The organism is Streptosporangium sandarakinum (genome assembly GCF_013409935.1).
In the GTDB taxonomy this organism is placed as follows: Bacteria; Actinomycetota; Actinomycetes; order Streptosporangiales; family Streptosporangiaceae; genus Streptosporangium; species Streptosporangium nondiastaticum.
In genome coordinates this window covers 1,139,267-1,156,972 of record NZ_JACCCO010000001.1, presented here as the reverse complement: position 1 = coordinate 1,156,972, position 17,706 = coordinate 1,139,267, and the positions used below count along the sequence as shown (strand labels likewise).

Genomic DNA, 17,706 nt, shown 5'->3' with positions numbered 1-17,706 from the left:
GCACGCGACTCAGCCCGCCGATGCCGGCGCGGGGCGAGGCCGATCCGACGGCGCCTCCGCCGCGGTGCGCCACCAGCGGCGCGACGCCAGCGCGGCCAGCGCGGCGCCGGCGGCGTTGACCAGCACGTCGTCCACCGACGACACCCGGTCCAGCCACAGAACGTACTGCGCGGTTTCGACCACGACCGAGCAGCCTGCCCCGAGCGCCAGGATCCGCGGCACGGACGCCAGCGCCGCGAACCGCATCGGGGCGAAGAACCCCAGCGCCGCGAAGACCAGCAGGTTGCCGCCGATGCCGACGGGCCCCATGGTGAGCAGATCCCGCAGCGGGACCAGACTCACCCGGCCGGGGATGACGCCCGCCCCCGGGCCCGGCATCATGGTCATCCATACGAACGGCACCGTCCCGTAGACCATGCCCACCTCGGCCAGCGACATCCGCCAGGCCGACGCGGCGCAGGCGGCACGCCGGCGGCGCGCCAGGGCCCACGCCGCCAGGGCGGCCAGCGGCAGCGCGACCAGCGTCATGAGCAGCACACCGTTCTCCGTGTCGAGGCAGCCGTGCCACCGGCCGGCCAGGCACCTCGGAGCGGACATCATGAGCGGCCGCCGCACGACGAACGCCAGGCCCGCCAGGCCGAGGATCGCCAGGCCGGCGAGCACGATGCCGCGCGCGCGGCGGAGCGGTGCTGACAGGGATGCACTTCGGTTCATGCCTCCCATTGGAGACGGAGGGCCGTTGCGGTGGCGTATGCGATTTCGGATACGTCCGCGATACACGGAGTCCCCGGCGTCGCCGCCCGGCGCCTCCGCCCCGGGCCCGCAGCCGACTCAGCCGCCGGAACGTTTCAGCCACCACCCCCGCCGCCGGGCGAAGCCCCGGTGACGGCCTGCGTCTCCCGCCCGATCATGTCCTGCAGCGACACGCCGTCTGAGTCGCGGTTGGAGAGGATGACGCCGACCCAGCCGGTGTCGGGGTAGATGCTCCAGTTGGCGCCGACGCCGGGGTTGCCACCGGCACGCTGGAACATCCACTGGCCGTTGACGATGTCGATCGGGATCCCGTACGCGCCGAACGACGCCGGTCCGTGGGGGATCTTGGCCGCGGTGAGCACGTCGGCCCAGGGCCGGTCCAGCACCGTGCCGTCGCGCAGCGCGTGTGCGAACCGGACCAGATCCGGCGCGGTGGCGAAGCCGCCGTCCCCGGGGGCGTCGATGAAGCCGCGGCCCGGGTTCTTGCCCGGTACGTGCGGGTACGGGCTGCCCCTGTCCAGGTTGCGGAGGGCGTCCACCACGCTGCCGTCGGCCAGCTTCATGTAGGGGTGCGCGATGTGCTCGCCGGTGAGCCACCGCGGCCTGGTGTGGAACGCCGAGCCGGCCATGCCGCAGCGCTTGAAGATGTTCTCCTGGACGTAGTCCCAGTACGTCATGCCGGTCACGGCCTCCACGATCAGCGCGGGAATGGTGACCTCGGCCTCCGCGTGAGCGGTGGTGGGAGTGCCCGGGGCGCCCACCGGTCTCGCCTGCCGGGCGCGCCGCACGTAGTGGTCGTGCACCTCGTCCCGGCTCTGGAAGACGCGTTGCACGTCCTCGTCCGGCATGTCCAGCCCCGAGGTGCCGGACAGCAGGTGGTGGATGGTCACCCGGTCGGCGATCTCCGGGGCGAAGCCCGTCAGGTGTTCGCCCACCGTGTCGGTCAGCTGCAACCTGCCCCGCTGCGCCAGCTGCAGAACGGCCACCGCGTGGAACGGTTTGCCGGCCGAACTGAGGCTGAACGCGGTGCCCTCGTGGTTGCGGATCCCTCTCTCCTCGTCCGCCATGCCGTAGCCGCGGGACAGCACCGTCCGGCCCTGGTGTGACAGCAGCACCACACCGGAGAACCTGCCCTCGGCGGCCAGCCGCGCCACGTACCGGTCATAGGCCCCGCCGGGCAGGGTGTCCGGCGGGATCCGGCCGTGTCCGGACGATTCGGTGTGGCCGGTCCCGGCGCTCACCGGCGGCGTGCCGGCCGCGACGACGCCGGCGGCCGCCAGCCCGCCCCATTTGACCAGCCGCCGCCGGTCGATGCCAGGTAACGAATCCGAACCCATGATCATGGTCCTTTCCCGGCCGATGAAGCCGGTGCTGACAGTGATGCGTGATGGTTCACGCCTTCACTGAAGACGCGGGACCGTTGCGGCGGCGTATGCGGTTTTCCATACGTCCGCGATACACGGAGTCCCTTGCCAGGAGCCGAGCGCGAGGAGGCAGCGGCGTGATCGGCCGCGTCGCCTGATCCGGCGACCTGGGAACGGAGTTCATCGCCCCTGCCCGGAGCGCCGCGACGGCGACATGGAGCGCGAGAACCCGTACGTGCCCGTCCCCGGGCGGCCGGGCGTTCCGCCAATGATCTTAACCATTATGTGATCTGTGCCACAAAAATCATGATTTCTCGGTTTGATCACAGAAATGTGACGAGCGTCATATTCGCCCGGTGAAATCGGTCCCTGAACAGCGACTCGGCGATCACCGGAAGCGTTGTCGATCTATGTATCTTTTGCGATTCCTTTGCCGAATCGTGAGAAGCGGGGGTAACTTCTGGCGTCGCGGCGAGCAAGCCATGCCGCCGCGCCGGGTCCGGCCCGTCATGCCGGAGCCCACGAAAGATCCATCCGGCCGCCGCGCCCGGCGAGAGACGCTCCCACCTGCGGCGGCCTGCCGAGTCCGTGCAGCCAGGAGGCACGGAGCCGGGGACCCACCGGCCGTGAGACACGGCCAGGGGTGAATCGGCGCGTCCGACGCGCCGTAGGGCTTCTTCCCTGCCCGAACCCGTCAGCTAACCCGGTAGGCGTCAGCGGAAGTCCCAAGGAGAAATCCTGTCTACCACCCTGCTTAACCCCCGTTCGTCGCGCTTTTTTCGCGTTTGTGCCAGTGGTTTCGCCCTCACCGTGACCGCCTCCGCCGGAGCGGTCACGATGAGCTCCACGGCCGCGCTGGCCGACACGGAAACCGGCTCCGTTCTCCAGGTCAGAAGCACCGCCTCTCGGATTGAGAGCCCGGTCGCCGCCTCCGCCGCCTCCGCGGCGCACGTCAGCGCCAAGAAGACGGCGAAGGCGAAGAAGAAGACCACGCTGAGCAGGACCGCGCTGCAGAAGGTGAAGGCCGCGAGGGCCGTCTCGACGGCCAAGAAGCAGATCGGCGATCCATACCGGTGGGGAGCCTCCGGTCCCGGCGCGTTCGACTGCTCCGGTCTCGTCCGGTACGCGTGGCGCAAGGCCGGCGTCTCCCTCCCCAGGGTCACGACCAGCCAGTACCGATCCGTGCGGAAGAAGGTCTCGTGGAGCAGCCTGCGCCCCGGTGACCTGCTGTTCTTCTACGGCAAGGGCCACGTGGGCATGTACGTCGGCAAGGGCAGGATGGTCCACTCGCCGAGCAGCGGCAAGACCGTCAGGGTCGTCCTCCTGAAGGGGTACTACCGGTCCTCCTTCTCCGGGGCGGTCCGGCCCGGAGCCTGACGGATCCCGGCCGCCGCCCGCCAGGGAGGTGACCGGGAAGACGGCCCCGCCCGTCCCGCGAAGGGACGGGCGGGGCCGCCGCGTGTCTAGGGCCGGTCCGGCCCGGGACGCGCCGGGACGTGCCGCGACGCCGCCGGACCCCGCGGCGCACCCGCCGCGCCACCGGGACGCCGCCGGTCGGCGTCCGGGGCCCGTCGCTACCATCGGGCGTGTGCGCGTCCCGACAGAGCAGCGCGTCCCGGCGGAGCGTCGTGCCGTGCTCGCCGGGATCCTGACGATGGCGGGCGCCGCCCTGGTCACCGGCGCGAGCCCGTCTCCCGCGCCGCGCGACCCGTGGCCCGGCGACTCCGTCACCGTCCGCGGCGAGCACTCCGTCGTGATCGGCCACCGTGTCCCGCCGTCCCGCCTCGCCGACCTGGCGGCCAGGGCCGACCGCGCCCGCCGTACGGTCCTCGAGGTCTGGGGGCCGGTCCGGGCGGTGGTCCTGTTCCCCGCCGACGACGCCGAGGCGGCGGCGCTGGCCGGCGCCGCGCCCGCCGCCGTCGCCGGCCTGGCCGCGCTGGCCGACGCGGGCCGGGTGATCGTCCTGCCGTCGGGATACGCCAGGCTGAGCGGCCCCGGCCGCGACGTGGTGCTCGCCCACGAGCTCACCCACGTGGCCACCGGCGCCACCCGCGGCGGCCGGGTGCCGGTCTGGCTGTCGGAGGGGTTCGCCGACTACGTCGGCTATCGTGACGCCGGGATCGCGACCGCGACGGCCGCCGCCGAACTGGCCGCGGAGGTGCGCGAGGGCCGGCTGCCCGCGCGGCTCCCCGGCCCCGCCGACTTCGCGGCGGGCGCCCCGCGGCGGGCGCAGGCGTACGAGGAGGCGTGGCTCGCCTGCCGCTATGTCGCGCAGCGGTACGGCGAGCGGGCCCTGGTGAGGCTCTACGGTAGCGATGTCGGCGGCGTGCCGGGCATGTCCCCGGCGGAGTTCACCGCCGGCTGGCGCGACCACCTGAGAAGGGAGCTGGGTTGACGTCCTCTCCACGCCCGAGGGCGGGGTCCCCGCGACTCGGAGGGACCCGATGACGGACCCCGCGACGGGCCCGGACACGCCGGAAGCGGCGGAAGCGGCGGAAGCGGCAGCGGCACCCGCGGGGGTGCGGGCCGCCGGATGGGCGCTGGCCGTCCTGGGCGCGGCCACGGTCGCGGTCGTGGCGCTCACCACCCCCTGGTGGGCCCTGCCGTCCGCCGCCCCGGCCGTCGCGCCGGACCCGGCGCGCGACTTCACCGCCGGGCAGATCGCCCGCTCCGAGGCGTTCGACGCCGCGCTCACCGCGCCCGCCTACCTGTCGCTCGGGCTGACCCTCCTGGTCGCCGGGGTGCTGGTGGCCACTCCGCTGGGCGCCCGGCTGCTCGGCCGGCTGCGCGGACCCTGGTGGGCGCGGGCGCTGCTCGGCGTCGTCGGGCTGTCGGCGGCGGTCGAGGCCCTGCGCTGGCCGCTGGGCATGTGGTCGGAGACGCAGCTGCGCGCCTACGGCCTGTCCACCCAGACGTGGCCGTCGTGGACCGCGGACCGGCTCAAGGACATCGGCGTCCGGACCGCGCTGCTCGCGGTCATGGTGCTCGCGGTGGTGGCTTTGGCCCGGCGCTTCCGGCGCTGGTGGATACCCGCCGCGATCGGCGCGTTCACGCTGACCGTGGCCGCGTCCTTCGCCTACCCGGTGGTCATCGAGCCGCTCTTCAACGACTTCACGCCGATGGCCGCCGGGCCGCTGCGCGACGACCTGCTGGCCATGGCCGCCCGCGACGGCGTGCCCGTCGAGGACGTCCTGGTCGCCGACGCCTCCCGGCGCACCACCGCGCTCAACGCCTACGTCTCCGGGTTCGGCGCGACCCGCAGGATCGTGGTCTACGACACCCTGCTCCGGGCGCCCGCCAGGGAGGTCGAGCTGGTGGTGGCGCACGAGCTGGGCCACGCCAAGGCGGGCGACGTGCTGTACGGCACGCTCGTCGGGGGACTGGGCGCCGCCTTCGGCGCCTGCCTGCTGTACCTGGTGCTCGCCGCGGGCCCCGTGCGGCGGCGCGCCGGCGTCGCCTCGGCGGCCGACCCGCGGGCGGTGGGGCTGATCATGGGGCTGATGAGCCTGGCCACGGTGCTGTCCGGGCCGGCGCAGAACCTGGTCAGCAGGCAGATCGAGGCCCGCGCCGACGCGCACGCGCTGGAGCTGACCCGGGACCCGGAGACGTTCGTCGCGATGCAGCGGCGCCTGTCGGTCACCAACATCTCCGATCTCTCGCCGGACTTCCTGGAATATGTTCTCTATGGTTCTCACCCGACGGCGCCGCAGCGGATCGCCATGGCGCGCTCATGGGCCCTGCTGAACGGCGTTCCGGAGCCGTGAGCCGCGCGCTGTTCCTCACCAACGACTTCCCGCCCCGGCCCGGGGGCATCCAGGCGTTCGTGCACGGCCTGGCCGCCGGCCGCCCGCCGGGGTCGGTGGTCGTCTACGCCCCGCGCTGGTCCGGCTGCGAGGACTTCGACGCCCGCCGGCCGTACCCGGTCGTGCGGCACCCCACCTCGCTGATGCTGCCCACCCGCGGGGTCGCCCGCCGGGCCGCCGAGGTCATGGCCGCGTACGGCTGCGACACGGTGGTGTTCGGGGCGGCGGCCCCGCTCGGGCTGCTCGCGCCCGCGATGCGCGCCGCCGGGGCCCGCCGGATCGTCATGGTCACCCACGGGCACGAGGCGGCCTGGGCCGGCGTCCCCGGCGCCCGCGGGCTGCTGGCGAGGATCGGCGAGCACGCCGACGTGGTCACCTACCTGGGGGAGTACACCCGGCGGCGGCTGGAGCGGGTGATCCCCGCGGGCAGGCTGGCCCGGCTCGCGCCCGGTGTGGACACCGGGGCGTTCCGGCCCGGCGCGGGCGGGCGCGAGGTGCGCGCGGCGCTGGACCTCGGGGAGCGGCCGGTCGTGGTCTGCCTGTCCAGGCTGGTGCCGCGCAAGGGCCAGGACGTCCTGCTGCGGGCCTGGCCGCTCGTGCTGCGGGCCGTGCCGGAGGCCGTGCTGCTGATCGTCGGCGGCGGCCCCTACCACCGCACCCTGGAACGGCTGGCCCGGCCGCTGGGCGACGCGGTGCGAATCACCGGGCCGGTGCCGTGGGCGGCGCTGCCGGCCCACCTCGACGCCGGGGACGTGTTCGCCATGCCGTGCCGCACCCGGCTGGGCGGCATCGACTTCGAGGGGCTCGGCATCGTCTACCTGGAGGCTTCGGCCAGCGGCCTGCCCGTGGTGGCGGGCTCCTCCGGCGGGGCCCCGGATGCGGTCCTGCCGGGGGAGACCGGCGTGGTGGTGGACGGCACCCGCCCGCGGGAGGTGGCGCGGGCCGTGACCGGGCTGCTGGAGGACCCGGAGCGGGCGCGGAAGATGGGCGAGCGGGGGCGCGACTGGGTCACCCGCGAGTGGGGCTGGGACCTGGTGTCCGCCCGCTTCGCCGAGCTGCTGCGGGACCCGGCGCCCGCCGGGACGTGAGCCGGGCTCGATGTACGGCGGCGCCCGGCCCGAGGCGGGCCGGGCGCCGGTCGTGCGGCGGGACGGGGCGGGGCGGGACCCCGCCGGCCGTACGGTGTCAGCCGTACAGGGCGTCGATCCGGTCGGCGAAGTCGCGCATCACGATGTTGCGCTTGATCTTGAGGCTGGGCGTGACGTGCCCGGTCTCCTCGGTGAGGTCGGTGTCGAGCACCGTGAACTTCTTGATCTGCTCGGCCTTGGACACCGAGCGGTTGGCGGTGTCCACCGCCTTCTGCACCTCGGCGAGGACGGCCGGGTCGGCGCTGAGCTCGGCCAGGGAGGCGCCCTCCCTGCCGTTGGTCTTCTTCCACTGCTCCAGCGCCTCGGGGTCGAGGGTGATGAGCGCGGAGACGAACGGCCGGCCGTCGCCGACCACCATCGCCTGGCTGACCAGCGGGTGGGCGCGGATGAAGTCCTCCAGCGGGCCGGGCGCGACGTTCTTGCCGGCGGCGGTGACGAGGATCTCCTTCTTGCGGCCGGTGATGCGGAGGTAGCCGTCCTTGTCCAGCTCGCCGACGTCGCCGCTGTGGAACCAGCCGTCGGCGTCGATCACCTCGGCGGTGGCCTTCTCGTCCTTCCAGTAGCCGTGGAAGACGTGGCGGCCCTTGATCAGGATCTCACCGTCGTCGGCGATGGCGAGCGTGACGCCCGGGAACGGCTTGCCGACGGTGCCGATCTTGTTGGCGCCGGGCATGTTGACCGCGGACGGCGCGGAGGTCTCGGTCAGGCCCCAGCCCTCGAAGACCTCGATGCCCACGCCGCGGAAGAAGTGGCCGAGCCGCTCGCCCAGCGCCGAGCCGCCCGACACCGCGGCCGACAGCCTGCCGCCGGTGGCCGCGCGGAGCTTGCTGTACACCAGCCGGTCGAACACGGCGCGCTTGATCTTCAGGCCGAGCCCGGCGCCGCCGGAGGACTCGGCGCGGCTCCAGGCGATGGCGACGGCGGCGGCGGCGTGGAAGATCTTGCCCTTGCCGCCGGCGGCGGCCGTCTGCTCGGCGCTGTTGTAGACCTTCTCGAACACCCGGGGCACGCCCAGCAGGAACGTCGGCCGGGCGCCCTGCAGGTCGGGCGCGACGTTCTTCATGTTGGGGGTGTGGCAGATGATCGTGCCCGTCTCGACGAGCACGATCTCGATCATGCGGGCGAAGACGTGCGCGAGGGGCAGGAACAGCAGCGCCGCCCGGTCATCCCTGGTGAACAGGGCCTCCAGTGGGCCGGACGCGACGTTCCGCGCGGTGAACAGCAGGTTGTCATGGGTCAGCCGGCAGCCCTTGGGCCGGCCGGTGGTGCCGGAGGTGTAGACGATGGTGGCCAGGTCGGCGATGCCGCGGGAGGTCCTGCGCTCGGTCAGGGTCTCGTCGGACACCCCGGCGCCGGCCGCGCTCAGCTCCTCCAGGGCGCCGTCGTCGATGCGCCAGACGTCTTTGAGGCCCGGCAGCTCGTCCATCACCTCGCGGACCGTCTCCTCGTGCGAGGCGAGCTCCACGAAGGCGGCCCTGGCGCCGCTGTCGGAGACGATCCACCTCACCTGGTCGGCGGAGGAGGTCTCGTAGATCGGTACGCCGACCGCGCCGGCGGCCCAGATCGCGTAGTCGGCGACGGTCCACTCGTAGCGGGTGCGCGACATCAGGGCGACCCGGTCGCCCGGCTCGATGCCGGCGTCGATCAGGCCCTTGGCCAGGGCGGCGACCTGGTCGCGGAACTCCCGGGCGGTGACGTCCTCCCACTCCTCGCCGACCTTGCGGCGCATGACCACGGTGCCCGGCTCCCGATCGGCGCGCCGGAACGGCGTGTCGGTCAGATTGGCGGAGGAGGGGACATCCACCAGCACGGGGACGCTGTACTCGCGCACGGGCACTCCTGAGATCGCGCGGATAGATGGTCTGCCTGGAGGTTCATCGCGACATGTTACGCGTGGGTAAGGCCGACGACCAGGCGCTGTCCGAGGCGGATTCACGGTATCAGCCTTGCCGCCCAGGGCGGCTGTGCCGTACCGGTCGCGGCTTAGTTGTTACTTATGTCCGCTTTCTTGGTCTGGTTAGTATGTCCGCCATGCGGGTTCATGTCGTCAGTGATGTGCACGGTAGGACCGACGCCCTGGCCCGCGCGGGAGAGGGGGCCGACGCGCTCGTCTGCCTCGGGGACCTCATCCTGTTCATCGACTACGACGACCACTCCCGGGGCATCTTCGCCGAGCTGTTCGGGGCCGAGCAGGCCGCCCGCTTCATCGCGCTGCGCACCGCCAAGCGGTTCGGTGAGGCGCGGGAGATGTCGGCGGCGCTGTGGGCCTCCCTCGGCGGCGACCCCCGCGACCACATCGAGCACGCCGTCCGCCGGCAGTACGCGGAGATCTTCGCCGCGATGCCGATCCCGGCCTACCTCACCCACGGCAACGTGGACCTGCCCCGCCTGTGGCCCGACTACCTGCGGGAGGGCCACCGCGTGCTCGACGGGGAGACCGTGGAGATCGGCGGCCTGCGGTTCGGCTTCGTCGGGGGCGGGCTGCGCACGCCGTACCGGACGCCGAACGAGATCGACGACGAGGAGTTCGCCCGCAAGGTGGAGGCCGTCGGCGAGGTGGACGTGCTCTGCTGCCACATCCCCCCGGCCGTCCCCGAACTGCTCTACGACGTGGTCGCCCGGCGCTTCGAGCGGGGCAGCGAGGCCACGCTGGAGGCGATCAGGCGGACCCAGCCGCGCTACGCCCTGTTCGGCCACGTCCACCAGCCCCTGTCGCCGCGCACCCGGATCGGCCGGACCGAGTGCCTCAACGTGGGCCACTTCCGCGGCCGGGGGACGCCCTTCGTCCTGGAATGGTGAGCCTCGTCCTGGAATGGTGAGCCTCGTCCCGGAGTGGTGAGCCGGACGCCATGGCGGTGATCCGGGCGGCCGGATCGGCGCCGTCCGGGAGGGAACGGCGCGGTGCGCCGGAGGTCCGCTGGGAAACCGGGAACGAGTACGGTAACCCCATGGCTGATCGAACCTCCTCCAGCATCACGATCGACGCCGCCCGCCCGGCCGTCATGGCCGTGATCGCCGACTTCCCCTCCTATCCCCGGTGGGCCGGCCAGGTGAAGGAGGCCGAGGTCCTGTCCACCGGGCCGGACGGCCGTCCGGCCGAGGTCAGGTTCGTCCTGGACGCCGGCGTCATCAACGACGAGTACACCCTCGCCTACACCTGGAACGGCGAGGAGTCCGTCGGCTGGCGGATCGCGAAGGAGGGCCGGATGGTCTCCGGGCTCACCGGACGTTACGTCCTGGCCGAGCGGGGCAGCGGCACCGAGGTGACGTACGAGCTCGCCGCGGACCTCAAGGTCCCGATGATCGGAATGATCAAACGAAAGGCCGAGAAGGTCATCGTCGACACCGCCCTGAAGGGACTGAAGAAGCGCGTCGAGGCCTCATGAGGCGCGGCGGCCGGGTCTCGGTGGCGGGCCGTACGGTGGCCGTCCCGGCCGTGCCGGGCCCCGGGGCGGCCGTCCCGGGCGGTGCGGCGGCGGGCCGGGAGGCCGCGTGAGCCGGGTCCTGCTGTTCACCGGCAAGGGCGGCGTCGGCAAGACGACCGTGGCGGCCGCCACCGCCACCCTCGCCGCCCGCTCGGGGCTGAGGACGCTGGTGCTCTCCACCGACACCGCGCACTCGCTGGCCGACGCGCTGGGCGTGACGGCCGGGGACGGCCCCGCCGAGGTCGCGCCCGGCCTGCACCTGTACCAGGTGGACACCCAGAAGGCGCTGGAGCGCCAGTGGGGCGAGCTGCGCGACTACGCCAGGGACGTCCTCGCCGACCTCGGCCTGGACGAGATCACCGCCGAGGAGATCACGGTGCTGCCCGGCGCGGAGGAGGTCATCGCGCTGCTGGAGCTGCGCGAGCAGGCCCGCGACGGCCGGTGGGACGTGATCGTCGTCGACTGCGCGCCCACCGCCGAGACGCTCCGGCTGCTCGCCCTGCCCGAGGCCCTCGACTGGCACGTGAACCGGCTGCTGCCGACCGGCCGGCGGCTGCTGCGCGCGCTCTCGCCGGTGGTCCGCAGGGTGGCCCAGGTGAACGTGCCCGAGGACCATGTGCTCGGCGCGGGCGAGCGCCTGCACCGGAGCCTGATGGAGGTCCGGGAGCTGCTCACCGGCCCCGGCGCCAGCGTCCGGCTGGTCCTCACCCCCGAGGCCGTCGTGCTGGCCGAGGCCCGCCGCACGCTCACCTCGCTCAGCCTGTACGGCTACCGCGTCGACGCGGTGATCGCCAACCGGGTCTTCCCCGCGGGCGGTGCCGACCCGTGGCGGCGCGGCTGGGTGAAGGCCCAGGCCGGCCACCTGGCGGAGATCCGCCAGTCGTTCTCCCCGCTGCCCCTGCACACCGTGCCCTACCTCGACGCCGAGCCGATCGGCGCCGACGCCCTCGCCGAGGTCGCCGAGGCCGTGTACGGCGGGACCGACCCCTTCGCGCCGCCCGCCGGGGACCCGCCGCTGCGGATCACCCCCGAGGGAGAGCTGGTCCTGGCGCTGCCGCTCGCCGAGCGGGGCGAGGTGGACCTGGCGCGCAAGGGCGACGAGCTGATCGTCACCGCCGGCTCCCACCGGCGGGTGCTGGCCCTCCCCGCGGCCCTGTCCCGCAGGCGGGTGCGCGAGGCCGTGCTCCGCGACGGGCTTCTCCGGGTACGGTTCGAGTCGGGAGGGCCAGATGACTGACATGACCGACAAGACCGGCAAGGCGGAGAACGCCGGGGCCGACGCGCGCGGCGACGTGTGGGGCGACGTGAGCGACGCGGTGCGGGACGACGTGCGGGACGACTCACGCGGCGGAGCGCGGGACGAGGCGCGCGGCGTGCGGAGCGACGCGCGCGCCACCGCCGGGGACCCGCTGGGCGGCGCCGTCGAGGAGGCGTTCAAGCTCTTCGACTCCCTCCAGCAGCGGGCCGCCAGGGAGCTGGGCAAGACCCTGGTCAGGGGCGCCGTCCGGGACGTCCGGGGCACCGTGGGCGGCGTCTTCGGCGGCGGCCGTACGGCCGGCCGGGACGTCTGGGAGGAGGCGGTGTCCGAGCACGACGAGTACATCTGCCGGGCCTGCCCCGTCTGCCGGGCGATGGCGGACCGGCGGGCGCGGGAACGGGAGTCGGGCGTCGCGGTCACCGACCACCTGGTGCAGGCGGGCAGCGAGCTGTTCGCCGCCTTCAGGACCGCCGTGGACGGCCTCAACCGGCCCTCGCCCGCGCAGCGGGCCCGGGAGCGCCGTCGTGACGAGACCCCGGTGGAGCACATCGACCTGGGGTGACCCCCGGAGCGGAACGACCGGGGGCGGACCCCGGCGAGAGAGGTTGGAAAATGGCGCTGACCATCGGCGTTGACATCGGCGGCACCAAGGTCGCGGCGGGCGTGGTCGACGAGGACGGCCGCATCGTCGAGAACCTGCTGAGGCCCACCCCGGCCCAGAGCCCCGAGAAGGTCGCCGAGACCATCGCCGAGGTGGTCAGGGAGCTGTCGAAGGGCCGCTCGATCGAGGCCGTGGGGCTCGGCGCCGCCGGGTTCGTCGACGAGACGCGCTCCGTCGTGCGCTTCGCCCCCAACCTGGCCTGGCGGGAGGAGCCGCTGCAGAAGAAGGTCTCCGACCTCGTCGGCCTGCCCGTCGTGGTGGAGAACGACGCCAACGCGATGGCCTGGGCGGAGTCCCGGTTCGGCGCCGGGCGCGGCGAGACCCACCTGGTGTGCGTGACCGTCGGCACCGGCATCGGCGGCGGCATCGTGCTCGACGGCGCCCTCTACCGGGGGCGCTGGGGCATGGGCGCCGAGCTGGGCCACATACAGGCGGTCCCCGGCGGACGCCTGTGCGGGTGCGGCAACCTCGGCTGCTGGGAGCAGTACGCCAGCGGCAACGCCCTGGTCCACGAGGCCAAGGAGATCGCCACGGCCGAGCCGGGCCGGGCGGCCCGGCTGCTGGAGATCGCCGGCGGCACGCCCGACCGGATCGAGGGCCAGGAGGTCACCCAGGCGGCGGGCGAGGGAGACCCGGCCGCGCTGGCCGCGTTCTCCTCGATCGCCGGGTGGCTCGCCCAGGGGCTGGCCGACCTCACCGCGGTCCTCGACCCCGGCTGCTTCGTGCTCGGCGGCGGCGTCTCGCGCGCCGCGGAGTTCTGGTTCGACGAGGTCCGCGACACCTACGCGCGGATCGTGACCGGCAGGGGGCACCGCCCGCCGGTCGAGATCCGCCTCGCCGAGCTGGGCGCGTCCGCGGGCCTGGTCGGCGCGGCCGACCTCGCCAGGCGGCTCTGACGGGCGCCGGGCGGCGACGGGCGCCGAAAGGTGTCGGGCGGCGGACGCGGGGCAGGTGCCGGACCGTGACGGTGCGGGACGGCGGCGGACGCCGGGCGGTGACGCGGTGACGGTCAGGATCGCCGGCTACAACGTGCGCTCCATGAAGGACGACACCGCCGCGCTGAGCCGGGTGATCGCCGCACTCCGCGCCGACGTGCTCTGCGTGCAGGAGGCGCCCCGTTTCCTGCGCTGGCGGCGCAGGCGCCGGGAACTGGCCTCCTCCGGAGGGCTGACACCGGCCGCCGGCCGCCGCTCCGGCGGGGTGGCCGTCCTGGTCGGCCCGGACGTGCGGGTGCTGCACGGCACGGGCCACCACCTGCGGTGGTTCCCCGGCCTGGAGCGGCGCGCGGTCGCGATCGCCGTGGTGGAGGCGCGCGGGCAGCGGCTGGCGGTCGGCTCGGTCCACCTCGACCTCGACCGGGGCGCCCGCCTGTACCACGCGGTCGAGGCGCTGGCCCTGCTGCGCGCGACGGCCCGCCGCTTCGACGCCCTGCCGGTGCTCGCCGGGGACCTCAACGAGCAGTCCCACGAGCCGACCTGGCGCTACCTCGCCGGGCGGCTGACCGACTGCCACCCCGTGTCGCCGCGCGGCGACGGCCTCACCTTCCCGGCGCGCGGGCCGCGGCTGCGCATCGACGCGATCTTCGCCGCCGGTGACCTGCGGGTCGTGTCCTGCGGCGGGGGCGAGGCCGACCCCGCCGACCTGGCGGCGGCCACCGACCACCTCCCGGTGGTCGCGGAGCTGAGCCGGTCGGCCGGCCGGAGCGGCTGAGCCCTTCCCGGGGTCCCGGACGGGGGAGCGGCACACGTGATCCTCTCCGGCCCCGTACCATTTGGTGCATGACCCGTCGCCTTCCGCGGCGTGCGCTGGCGCTGTGCGCGGGAGGCATGCTCCTGTTGTCCTCGCACCCGTCCGCCGCACTCGCCGAGCCCGCCGACCCGCCCTCGGCCGGGGGTGCCTGGCAGACGCCGACCAGCGCGCGCCTGAGCAGCGACGGGTCGCTGTCCGACGTGGTCGGGCTCTCGGCGAGCAGCGCCTGGGCCGTGGGCCAGCAGAGCGTCTGGGACATCTGGCAGAGCCGCGGGGCGATCGCCCACTGGGACGGCTCGGCCTGGAGCGAGGTCGGCGTCCGCAACGACCCCACCGGAGCCGGCGTCCTGCGCTCGATCGCCGCGGGCTCCCCGACGGAGCTGTGGGCCGTCGGCGAGGGCCACGACGGCCTGCCGTACGTGGCGCGGGGGGACGGCACGGGCTTCGACCGGTTCGCCGTCGACGAGCTGCGCGTGGGCGACTGGCTGGGCGGGGTGGCCGCTGGCGGCGGCCGGATGGTCTCGGTCGGCCGCCGCGGCAAGGACCCGATGATCCTCACGGTGACCTCCGCCAAGCGGAAGGTCGCCAAGCTCAAGGGCGAGGGCACGCTGTACGGCGTGGCGCTCTCCGGCAAGGACGACGGCTGGGCGGTGGGCGACGACGGCGACGGGCCGCTGCTCGCCCGGCTCTCCGACGGGCGGTGGAAGACCGTCAAGGCCCCCGGCGTTCCCAACGGTTATCTCCGCGACATCCACATCGACGGGCCGAAGCGGGCGCTGGCGGTCGGCGGCGTCTACCGGGGGGAGTCCGGCGAGGCCGGCCCGCTGATCCTGTCGTGGAACGGCAAGAAGTGGTCCCGGGTGCGCGTGCGCGGCGACCGGATGAACCTGTACGGGGTCACCGGCGACCGCAAGGGGCACTTCTGGATCTCCGGCGTGGACCTGAAGCGGCCGGGGGAGGCGTTCCTGCTGCGCTACGACGGCCGCACGCTCAAGTCGGTGCACGGCGCCCCGGCCGAGGCCCGGCGCACCGTCCGGCTCCAGTCGGTCGCCTACCTCCCCAAGGACGGCGGCGTGCTGGCCGTGGGCCACGTCGTGGACCCCAAGGGCCGCTACACCGACGTGATCGAGCGGTTCGGCGCCCCGGAGCGGGCCAAGTCCTGACCGCTCCGGGCCCGCCCCGCCGCGCTTCCTCACTCGGCCGCCGGTCCTCCGGCCGCGGCCGTTCTCCGGTCGCCGTCGTCCGGCCGGCACCGTGCCGCGATGTCCCGGCCGCGCGCCGTGTCAGACCACGGCGCCGTCGTCCCAGCCGGAATCGCTGGGCGGGCCGTCGCCCATCCGCACCACCAGGGCCACGAAGCCGCCGATGAACGCGGCGACCGCGGTGAAGAGCACCCAGCCGGGCAGGCTCCAGCCGAAGGCGGCGCTGAGCAGCAGGTAGGCGGGACCGCCGAACAGACCGAGCCAGGCGATCTTCGTGGTGGCGTCGGTCTTGGGCAGCGGGGGCGGCGGCGGGGGCACGTAGTGGCCCTCGTCGTCCGGATCCTCCCGGTTCTCCCGGTCCTCCTGGTTGTCGCCGCCGGGAGCGTCGCCGTCGCCGTACTCGTCCTCGGCGAGGAGTTCCTCGTCCGAGCGCTTGACCACCCGCCGGGAAGGCTCCGCCGGGAGGTTCTCGCTGTCCGGCCACGGCTGATCCGCCGAGTCGCGCTCGGCGGTGTCGTTGAAGGACGCGACGATCTGACGCCAGACCTCGTCCTCATCGCTCTGCGGTGTCACTTAGCTGGGCCCGTTACTCATCGGGCGGCCTCTTTCTCCCGGAAACCGCACATCCCCCACCCGCGTTCAACTTCCCTGCAAGGGTACAGAGGCGTTCGTGTCGATGAACTCCAGGCTCCTCGCAAAGATCTGTTCGGCGTCGTTGTCGAGCGTCGCGACGTGATAGCTGTCGCGGAGTTCCACCACATCGAGATTCCCCCTCGTCAGCCTCTCACGCAGAATACGCACACTGGTCGGTTTCACCACATGGTCCTGCGGACTGTGGAAGACCAGCACCGGCTGGGTGATCTTTCCCAGGTCGGCCTGGGTCAGGGCCCACAGCCGGGGGAGGGTGGCGGCGGCCTTGACCGGCGTGCGCGTGTACCCCAGTTCGGACACCCCCTCCTTCTTGATGTCCCCGGCCACTCCCGGCACGGAGGAGACCACCAGCCGCAGCAGCGGCGCGAGCCTCAGAAGTGGGACGTCGTTGGCCACCGAAGGGTTGACGACCACCACGCCCCTGATCGCCTGGCCGTGCACCTCGGCCAGCCGCAGCGCCAGGCAGCCGCCCAGCGACAGGCCCATCGCGAACACCTCGGCGCAGTCGGCCCGCAGCCGGGCCAGCGCCTTGTCCAGCTCGGCGTACCAGTCCTCCCAGCGGGTGTGGCTCATCTCCTGCCAGGTGGTGCCGTGGCCCGGCAGCCGGGGCAGCGACACGGTCAGGCCGGCCGCGGCGAGATATTCGCCCCAGGGGCGCAGCGACTGGGGCGAACCAGTGAATCCATGACAGAGCAGCACGCCTATCTGTCCACCTCTGTGGTGGTACGGTTCCGCACCAGGCATGACTGGCATCGCAGCTCCTTGTCAGGTCCGCCCGATCGTCGCACGAGTGGGCCGTGTTTTGCGAGGGGTGGATTTGGGTGGTTTCGCGGTGTAGTTGGCTGAGTCTGAAAGTGCGAAGATAACTCCAGTTCGACGCCTGTCAACCGAAGGAGCCCCGCGTGTTCTACTGGGTGGTGAAGGCCATCCTCTGGCCTTTCCTCCATCTCATCTTCCGCCCGTGGGCGGAGGGGGTGGAGAACGTACCCGTGGAGGGGCCGGTGATCCTGGCCGGCAACCACCTGTCGTTCGCCGACCACTTCTTCGGGGCGCTGCCCCTGCCGCGCAAGGTGATCACCCTCGGCAAGTCCGACTACTTCACCGGAAGCGGCCTCAAGGGGGTCGTCAGCAAGGCGTTCTTCAGCGGCGTGGGCACGGTCCCGATCGACCGCTCCGGCGGCAAGGCCAGCGAGGCCGCGCTGCGCACCGGCAAGCGCATCCTCTCCGAGGGGCACGTGCTCGCGATCTACCCGGAGGGCACCCGCACCCACGACGGCCGCCTCTACAAGGGCAAGACCGGAGTGGCCCGCCTGGCGCTGGAGTCCCGCGTGCCGGTCATCCCCTGGGTGATGGTCAACACCTTCGAGATGATGCCCCCCGGCCGCCCGCTGCCCAAGCTGGGCATCCGCCCGGGGGTGAGGTTCGGCAAGCCGCTCGACTTCTCCCGTTACCACGGGATGGAGGAGGACCACCTCGTCCTGCGGGCCGTCACCGACGAGATCATGTACGCGCTGATGGAGCTCTCCGGCCAGGAGTACGTCGACAAGTACGCCGCCACCGCCAAGGCCGAGGCGGCCCGCGCCGCCAAGGACGCCGCCCGAGCCGCCAAGGAGGCGGCGAAGGAGGCCGCCCGTGCGGCCAAGACAGCCAAGGCCGCCAAGAACGCCAAGGACCCCGGGCACGAATAGGACC

The 17,706-nt window shown here is 73.4% G+C and carries 17 protein-coding genes and 1 riboswitch; of the genes, 12 read left to right on the top strand and 5 right to left on the bottom strand.

The annotated features are described in order from the left end of the window. Positions 1–9: 9 nt before the first annotated feature. Both HDA43_RS04995 and HDA43_RS04990 read right to left on the bottom strand, forming a co-directional pair. On the bottom strand, positions 10–714 hold the full coding sequence (locus tag HDA43_RS04995; RefSeq protein ID WP_179818544.1) for a VanZ family protein: 705 nt from the start codon (positions 712–714) through the stop codon (positions 10–12). Positions 715–848: 134 nt separating this feature from the next. Continuing rightward, complete coding sequence (locus tag HDA43_RS04990; RefSeq protein ID WP_179818543.1) at positions 849–2,090, bottom strand: serine hydrolase domain-containing protein; 1,242 nt, start codon at positions 2,088–2,090, stop codon at positions 849–851. Between the two features lie 595 nt (positions 2,091–2,685). After that, positions 2,686–2,845: riboswitch (cyclic di-AMP (ydaO/yuaA leader) on the top strand. 109 nt (positions 2,846–2,954) lie between these two features. On the opposite strand from HDA43_RS04990, the gene HDA43_RS04985 reads away from it, so the two are divergent. From HDA43_RS04985 to HDA43_RS04970, 4 genes are all read left to right on the top strand, one after another. Beyond that, positions 2,955–3,494, top strand: coding sequence for a C40 family peptidase (locus HDA43_RS04985; RefSeq protein ID WP_179818542.1), 540 nt, complete (start codon positions 2,955–2,957; stop codon positions 3,492–3,494). A gap of 211 nt (positions 3,495–3,705) precedes the next feature. After that, a complete protein-coding gene (locus tag HDA43_RS04980; protein ID WP_179818541.1) occupies positions 3,706–4,512 on the top strand; it encodes a gluzincin family metallopeptidase in 807 nt (268 codons plus the stop codon). Positions 4,513–4,561: 49 nt separating this feature from the next. Beyond that, positions 4,562–5,881 carry a M48 family metallopeptidase gene (locus HDA43_RS04975; protein ID WP_179818540.1) on the top strand — a complete coding sequence of 440 codons (1,320 nt, stop codon included), beginning with the start codon at positions 4,562–4,564 and terminating at the stop codon, positions 5,879–5,881. Next, positions 5,878–7,008: a glycosyltransferase family 4 protein gene (locus HDA43_RS04970; RefSeq protein ID WP_179818539.1), complete on the top strand. Its 1,131-nt coding sequence runs from the start codon at positions 5,878–5,880 to the stop codon at positions 7,006–7,008. Before HDA43_RS04975 ends, HDA43_RS04970 begins: the two co-directional genes overlap by 4 nt. Before the next feature lie 97 nt (positions 7,009–7,105). On the opposite strand, the gene HDA43_RS04965 is transcribed toward HDA43_RS04970, so the two are convergent. Next, positions 7,106–8,899: an AMP-dependent synthetase/ligase gene (locus HDA43_RS04965; RefSeq protein WP_179818538.1), complete on the bottom strand. Its 1,794-nt coding sequence runs from the start codon at positions 8,897–8,899 to the stop codon at positions 7,106–7,108. 200 nt (positions 8,900–9,099) lie between these two features. Between HDA43_RS04965 and HDA43_RS04960 the strand changes: the two genes are divergently transcribed. The 7 genes from HDA43_RS04960 (at position 9,100) to HDA43_RS04930 (ending at position 15,324) form a co-directional block, all read left to right on the top strand. After that, positions 9,100–9,867 carry a metallophosphoesterase family protein gene (locus tag HDA43_RS04960; RefSeq protein WP_179818537.1) on the top strand — a complete coding sequence of 256 codons (768 nt, stop codon included), beginning with the start codon at positions 9,100–9,102 and terminating at the stop codon, positions 9,865–9,867. Between the two features lie 149 nt (positions 9,868–10,016). Further along, positions 10,017–10,454, top strand: a complete 438-nt coding sequence (locus HDA43_RS04955; RefSeq protein WP_179818536.1) for an SRPBCC family protein — start codon at positions 10,017–10,019, stop codon at positions 10,452–10,454. A gap of 106 nt (positions 10,455–10,560) precedes the next feature. Further along, positions 10,561–11,730 carry an ArsA family ATPase gene (locus HDA43_RS04950; RefSeq protein WP_179818535.1) on the top strand — a complete coding sequence of 390 codons (1,170 nt, stop codon included), beginning with the start codon at positions 10,561–10,563 and terminating at the stop codon, positions 11,728–11,730. Next, on the top strand, positions 11,723–12,313 hold the full coding sequence (locus tag HDA43_RS04945; RefSeq protein WP_179818534.1) for a hypothetical protein: 591 nt from the start codon (positions 11,723–11,725) through the stop codon (positions 12,311–12,313). Before HDA43_RS04950 ends, HDA43_RS04945 begins: the two co-directional genes overlap by 8 nt. Positions 12,314–12,363: 50 nt before the next feature. Beyond that, a complete protein-coding gene (locus tag HDA43_RS04940; RefSeq protein ID WP_179818533.1) occupies positions 12,364–13,308 on the top strand; it encodes an ROK family glucokinase in 945 nt (314 codons plus the stop codon). Between the two features lie 106 nt (positions 13,309–13,414). Further along, positions 13,415–14,122 (top strand): endonuclease/exonuclease/phosphatase family protein, encoded by a 708-nt coding sequence (locus HDA43_RS04935; protein WP_179818532.1) that lies wholly within the window; start codon positions 13,415–13,417, stop codon positions 14,120–14,122. 68 nt (positions 14,123–14,190) lie between these two features. Then, complete coding sequence (locus HDA43_RS04930; protein WP_179818531.1) at positions 14,191–15,324, top strand: beta propeller repeat protein; 1,134 nt, start codon at positions 14,191–14,193, stop codon at positions 15,322–15,324. Positions 15,325–15,444: 120 nt separating this feature from the next. On the opposite strand, the gene HDA43_RS04925 is transcribed toward HDA43_RS04930, so the two are convergent. Both HDA43_RS04925 and HDA43_RS04920 read right to left on the bottom strand, forming a co-directional pair. Then, positions 15,445–15,936: a DMT family transporter gene (locus tag HDA43_RS04925; protein WP_179818530.1), complete on the bottom strand. Its 492-nt coding sequence runs from the start codon at positions 15,934–15,936 to the stop codon at positions 15,445–15,447. Positions 15,937–16,002: 66 nt separating this feature from the next. Further along, positions 16,003–16,767 (bottom strand): alpha/beta hydrolase, encoded by a 765-nt coding sequence (locus tag HDA43_RS04920; protein WP_179818529.1) that lies wholly within the window; start codon positions 16,765–16,767, stop codon positions 16,003–16,005. 149 nt (positions 16,768–16,916) lie between these two features. On the opposite strand from HDA43_RS04920, the gene HDA43_RS04915 reads away from it, so the two are divergent. Next, entirely contained in the window at positions 16,917–17,702 is a 786-nt protein-coding gene (locus tag HDA43_RS04915) for a lysophospholipid acyltransferase family protein (protein ID WP_179818528.1), read from the top strand. The last annotated feature ends 4 nt before the right edge of the window (positions 17,703–17,706 follow it).

Excerpts from the sequence above, each read along its gene's own strand:
- HDA43_RS04975 (WP_179818540.1), top strand. The coding sequence starts at position 4,562 with ATGACGGACCCCGCGACGGGCCCGGACACGCCGGAAGCGGCGGAAGCG.
- HDA43_RS04955 (WP_179818536.1), top strand. The coding sequence starts at position 10,017 with ATGGCTGATCGAACCTCCTCCAGCATCACGATCGACGCCGCCCGCCCG.
- HDA43_RS04995 (WP_179818544.1), bottom strand. The coding sequence starts at position 714 with ATGAACCGAAGTGCATCCCTGTCAGCACCGCTCCGCCGCGCGCGCGGC.
- HDA43_RS04960 (WP_179818537.1), top strand. The coding sequence starts at position 9,100 with ATGCGGGTTCATGTCGTCAGTGATGTGCACGGTAGGACCGACGCCCTG.
- HDA43_RS04945 (WP_179818534.1), top strand. The coding sequence starts at position 11,723 with ATGACTGACATGACCGACAAGACCGGCAAGGCGGAGAACGCCGGGGCC.
- HDA43_RS04920 (WP_179818529.1), bottom strand. The coding sequence starts at position 16,767 with ATGCCAGTCATGCCTGGTGCGGAACCGTACCACCACAGAGGTGGACAG.
- HDA43_RS04940 (WP_179818533.1), top strand. The coding sequence starts at position 12,364 with ATGGCGCTGACCATCGGCGTTGACATCGGCGGCACCAAGGTCGCGGCG.
- HDA43_RS04985 (WP_179818542.1), top strand. The coding sequence starts at position 2,955 with ATGAGCTCCACGGCCGCGCTGGCCGACACGGAAACCGGCTCCGTTCTC.
- HDA43_RS04930 (WP_179818531.1), top strand. The coding sequence starts at position 14,191 with ATGACCCGTCGCCTTCCGCGGCGTGCGCTGGCGCTGTGCGCGGGAGGC.
- HDA43_RS04990 (WP_179818543.1), bottom strand. The coding sequence starts at position 2,090 with ATGGGTTCGGATTCGTTACCTGGCATCGACCGGCGGCGGCTGGTCAAA.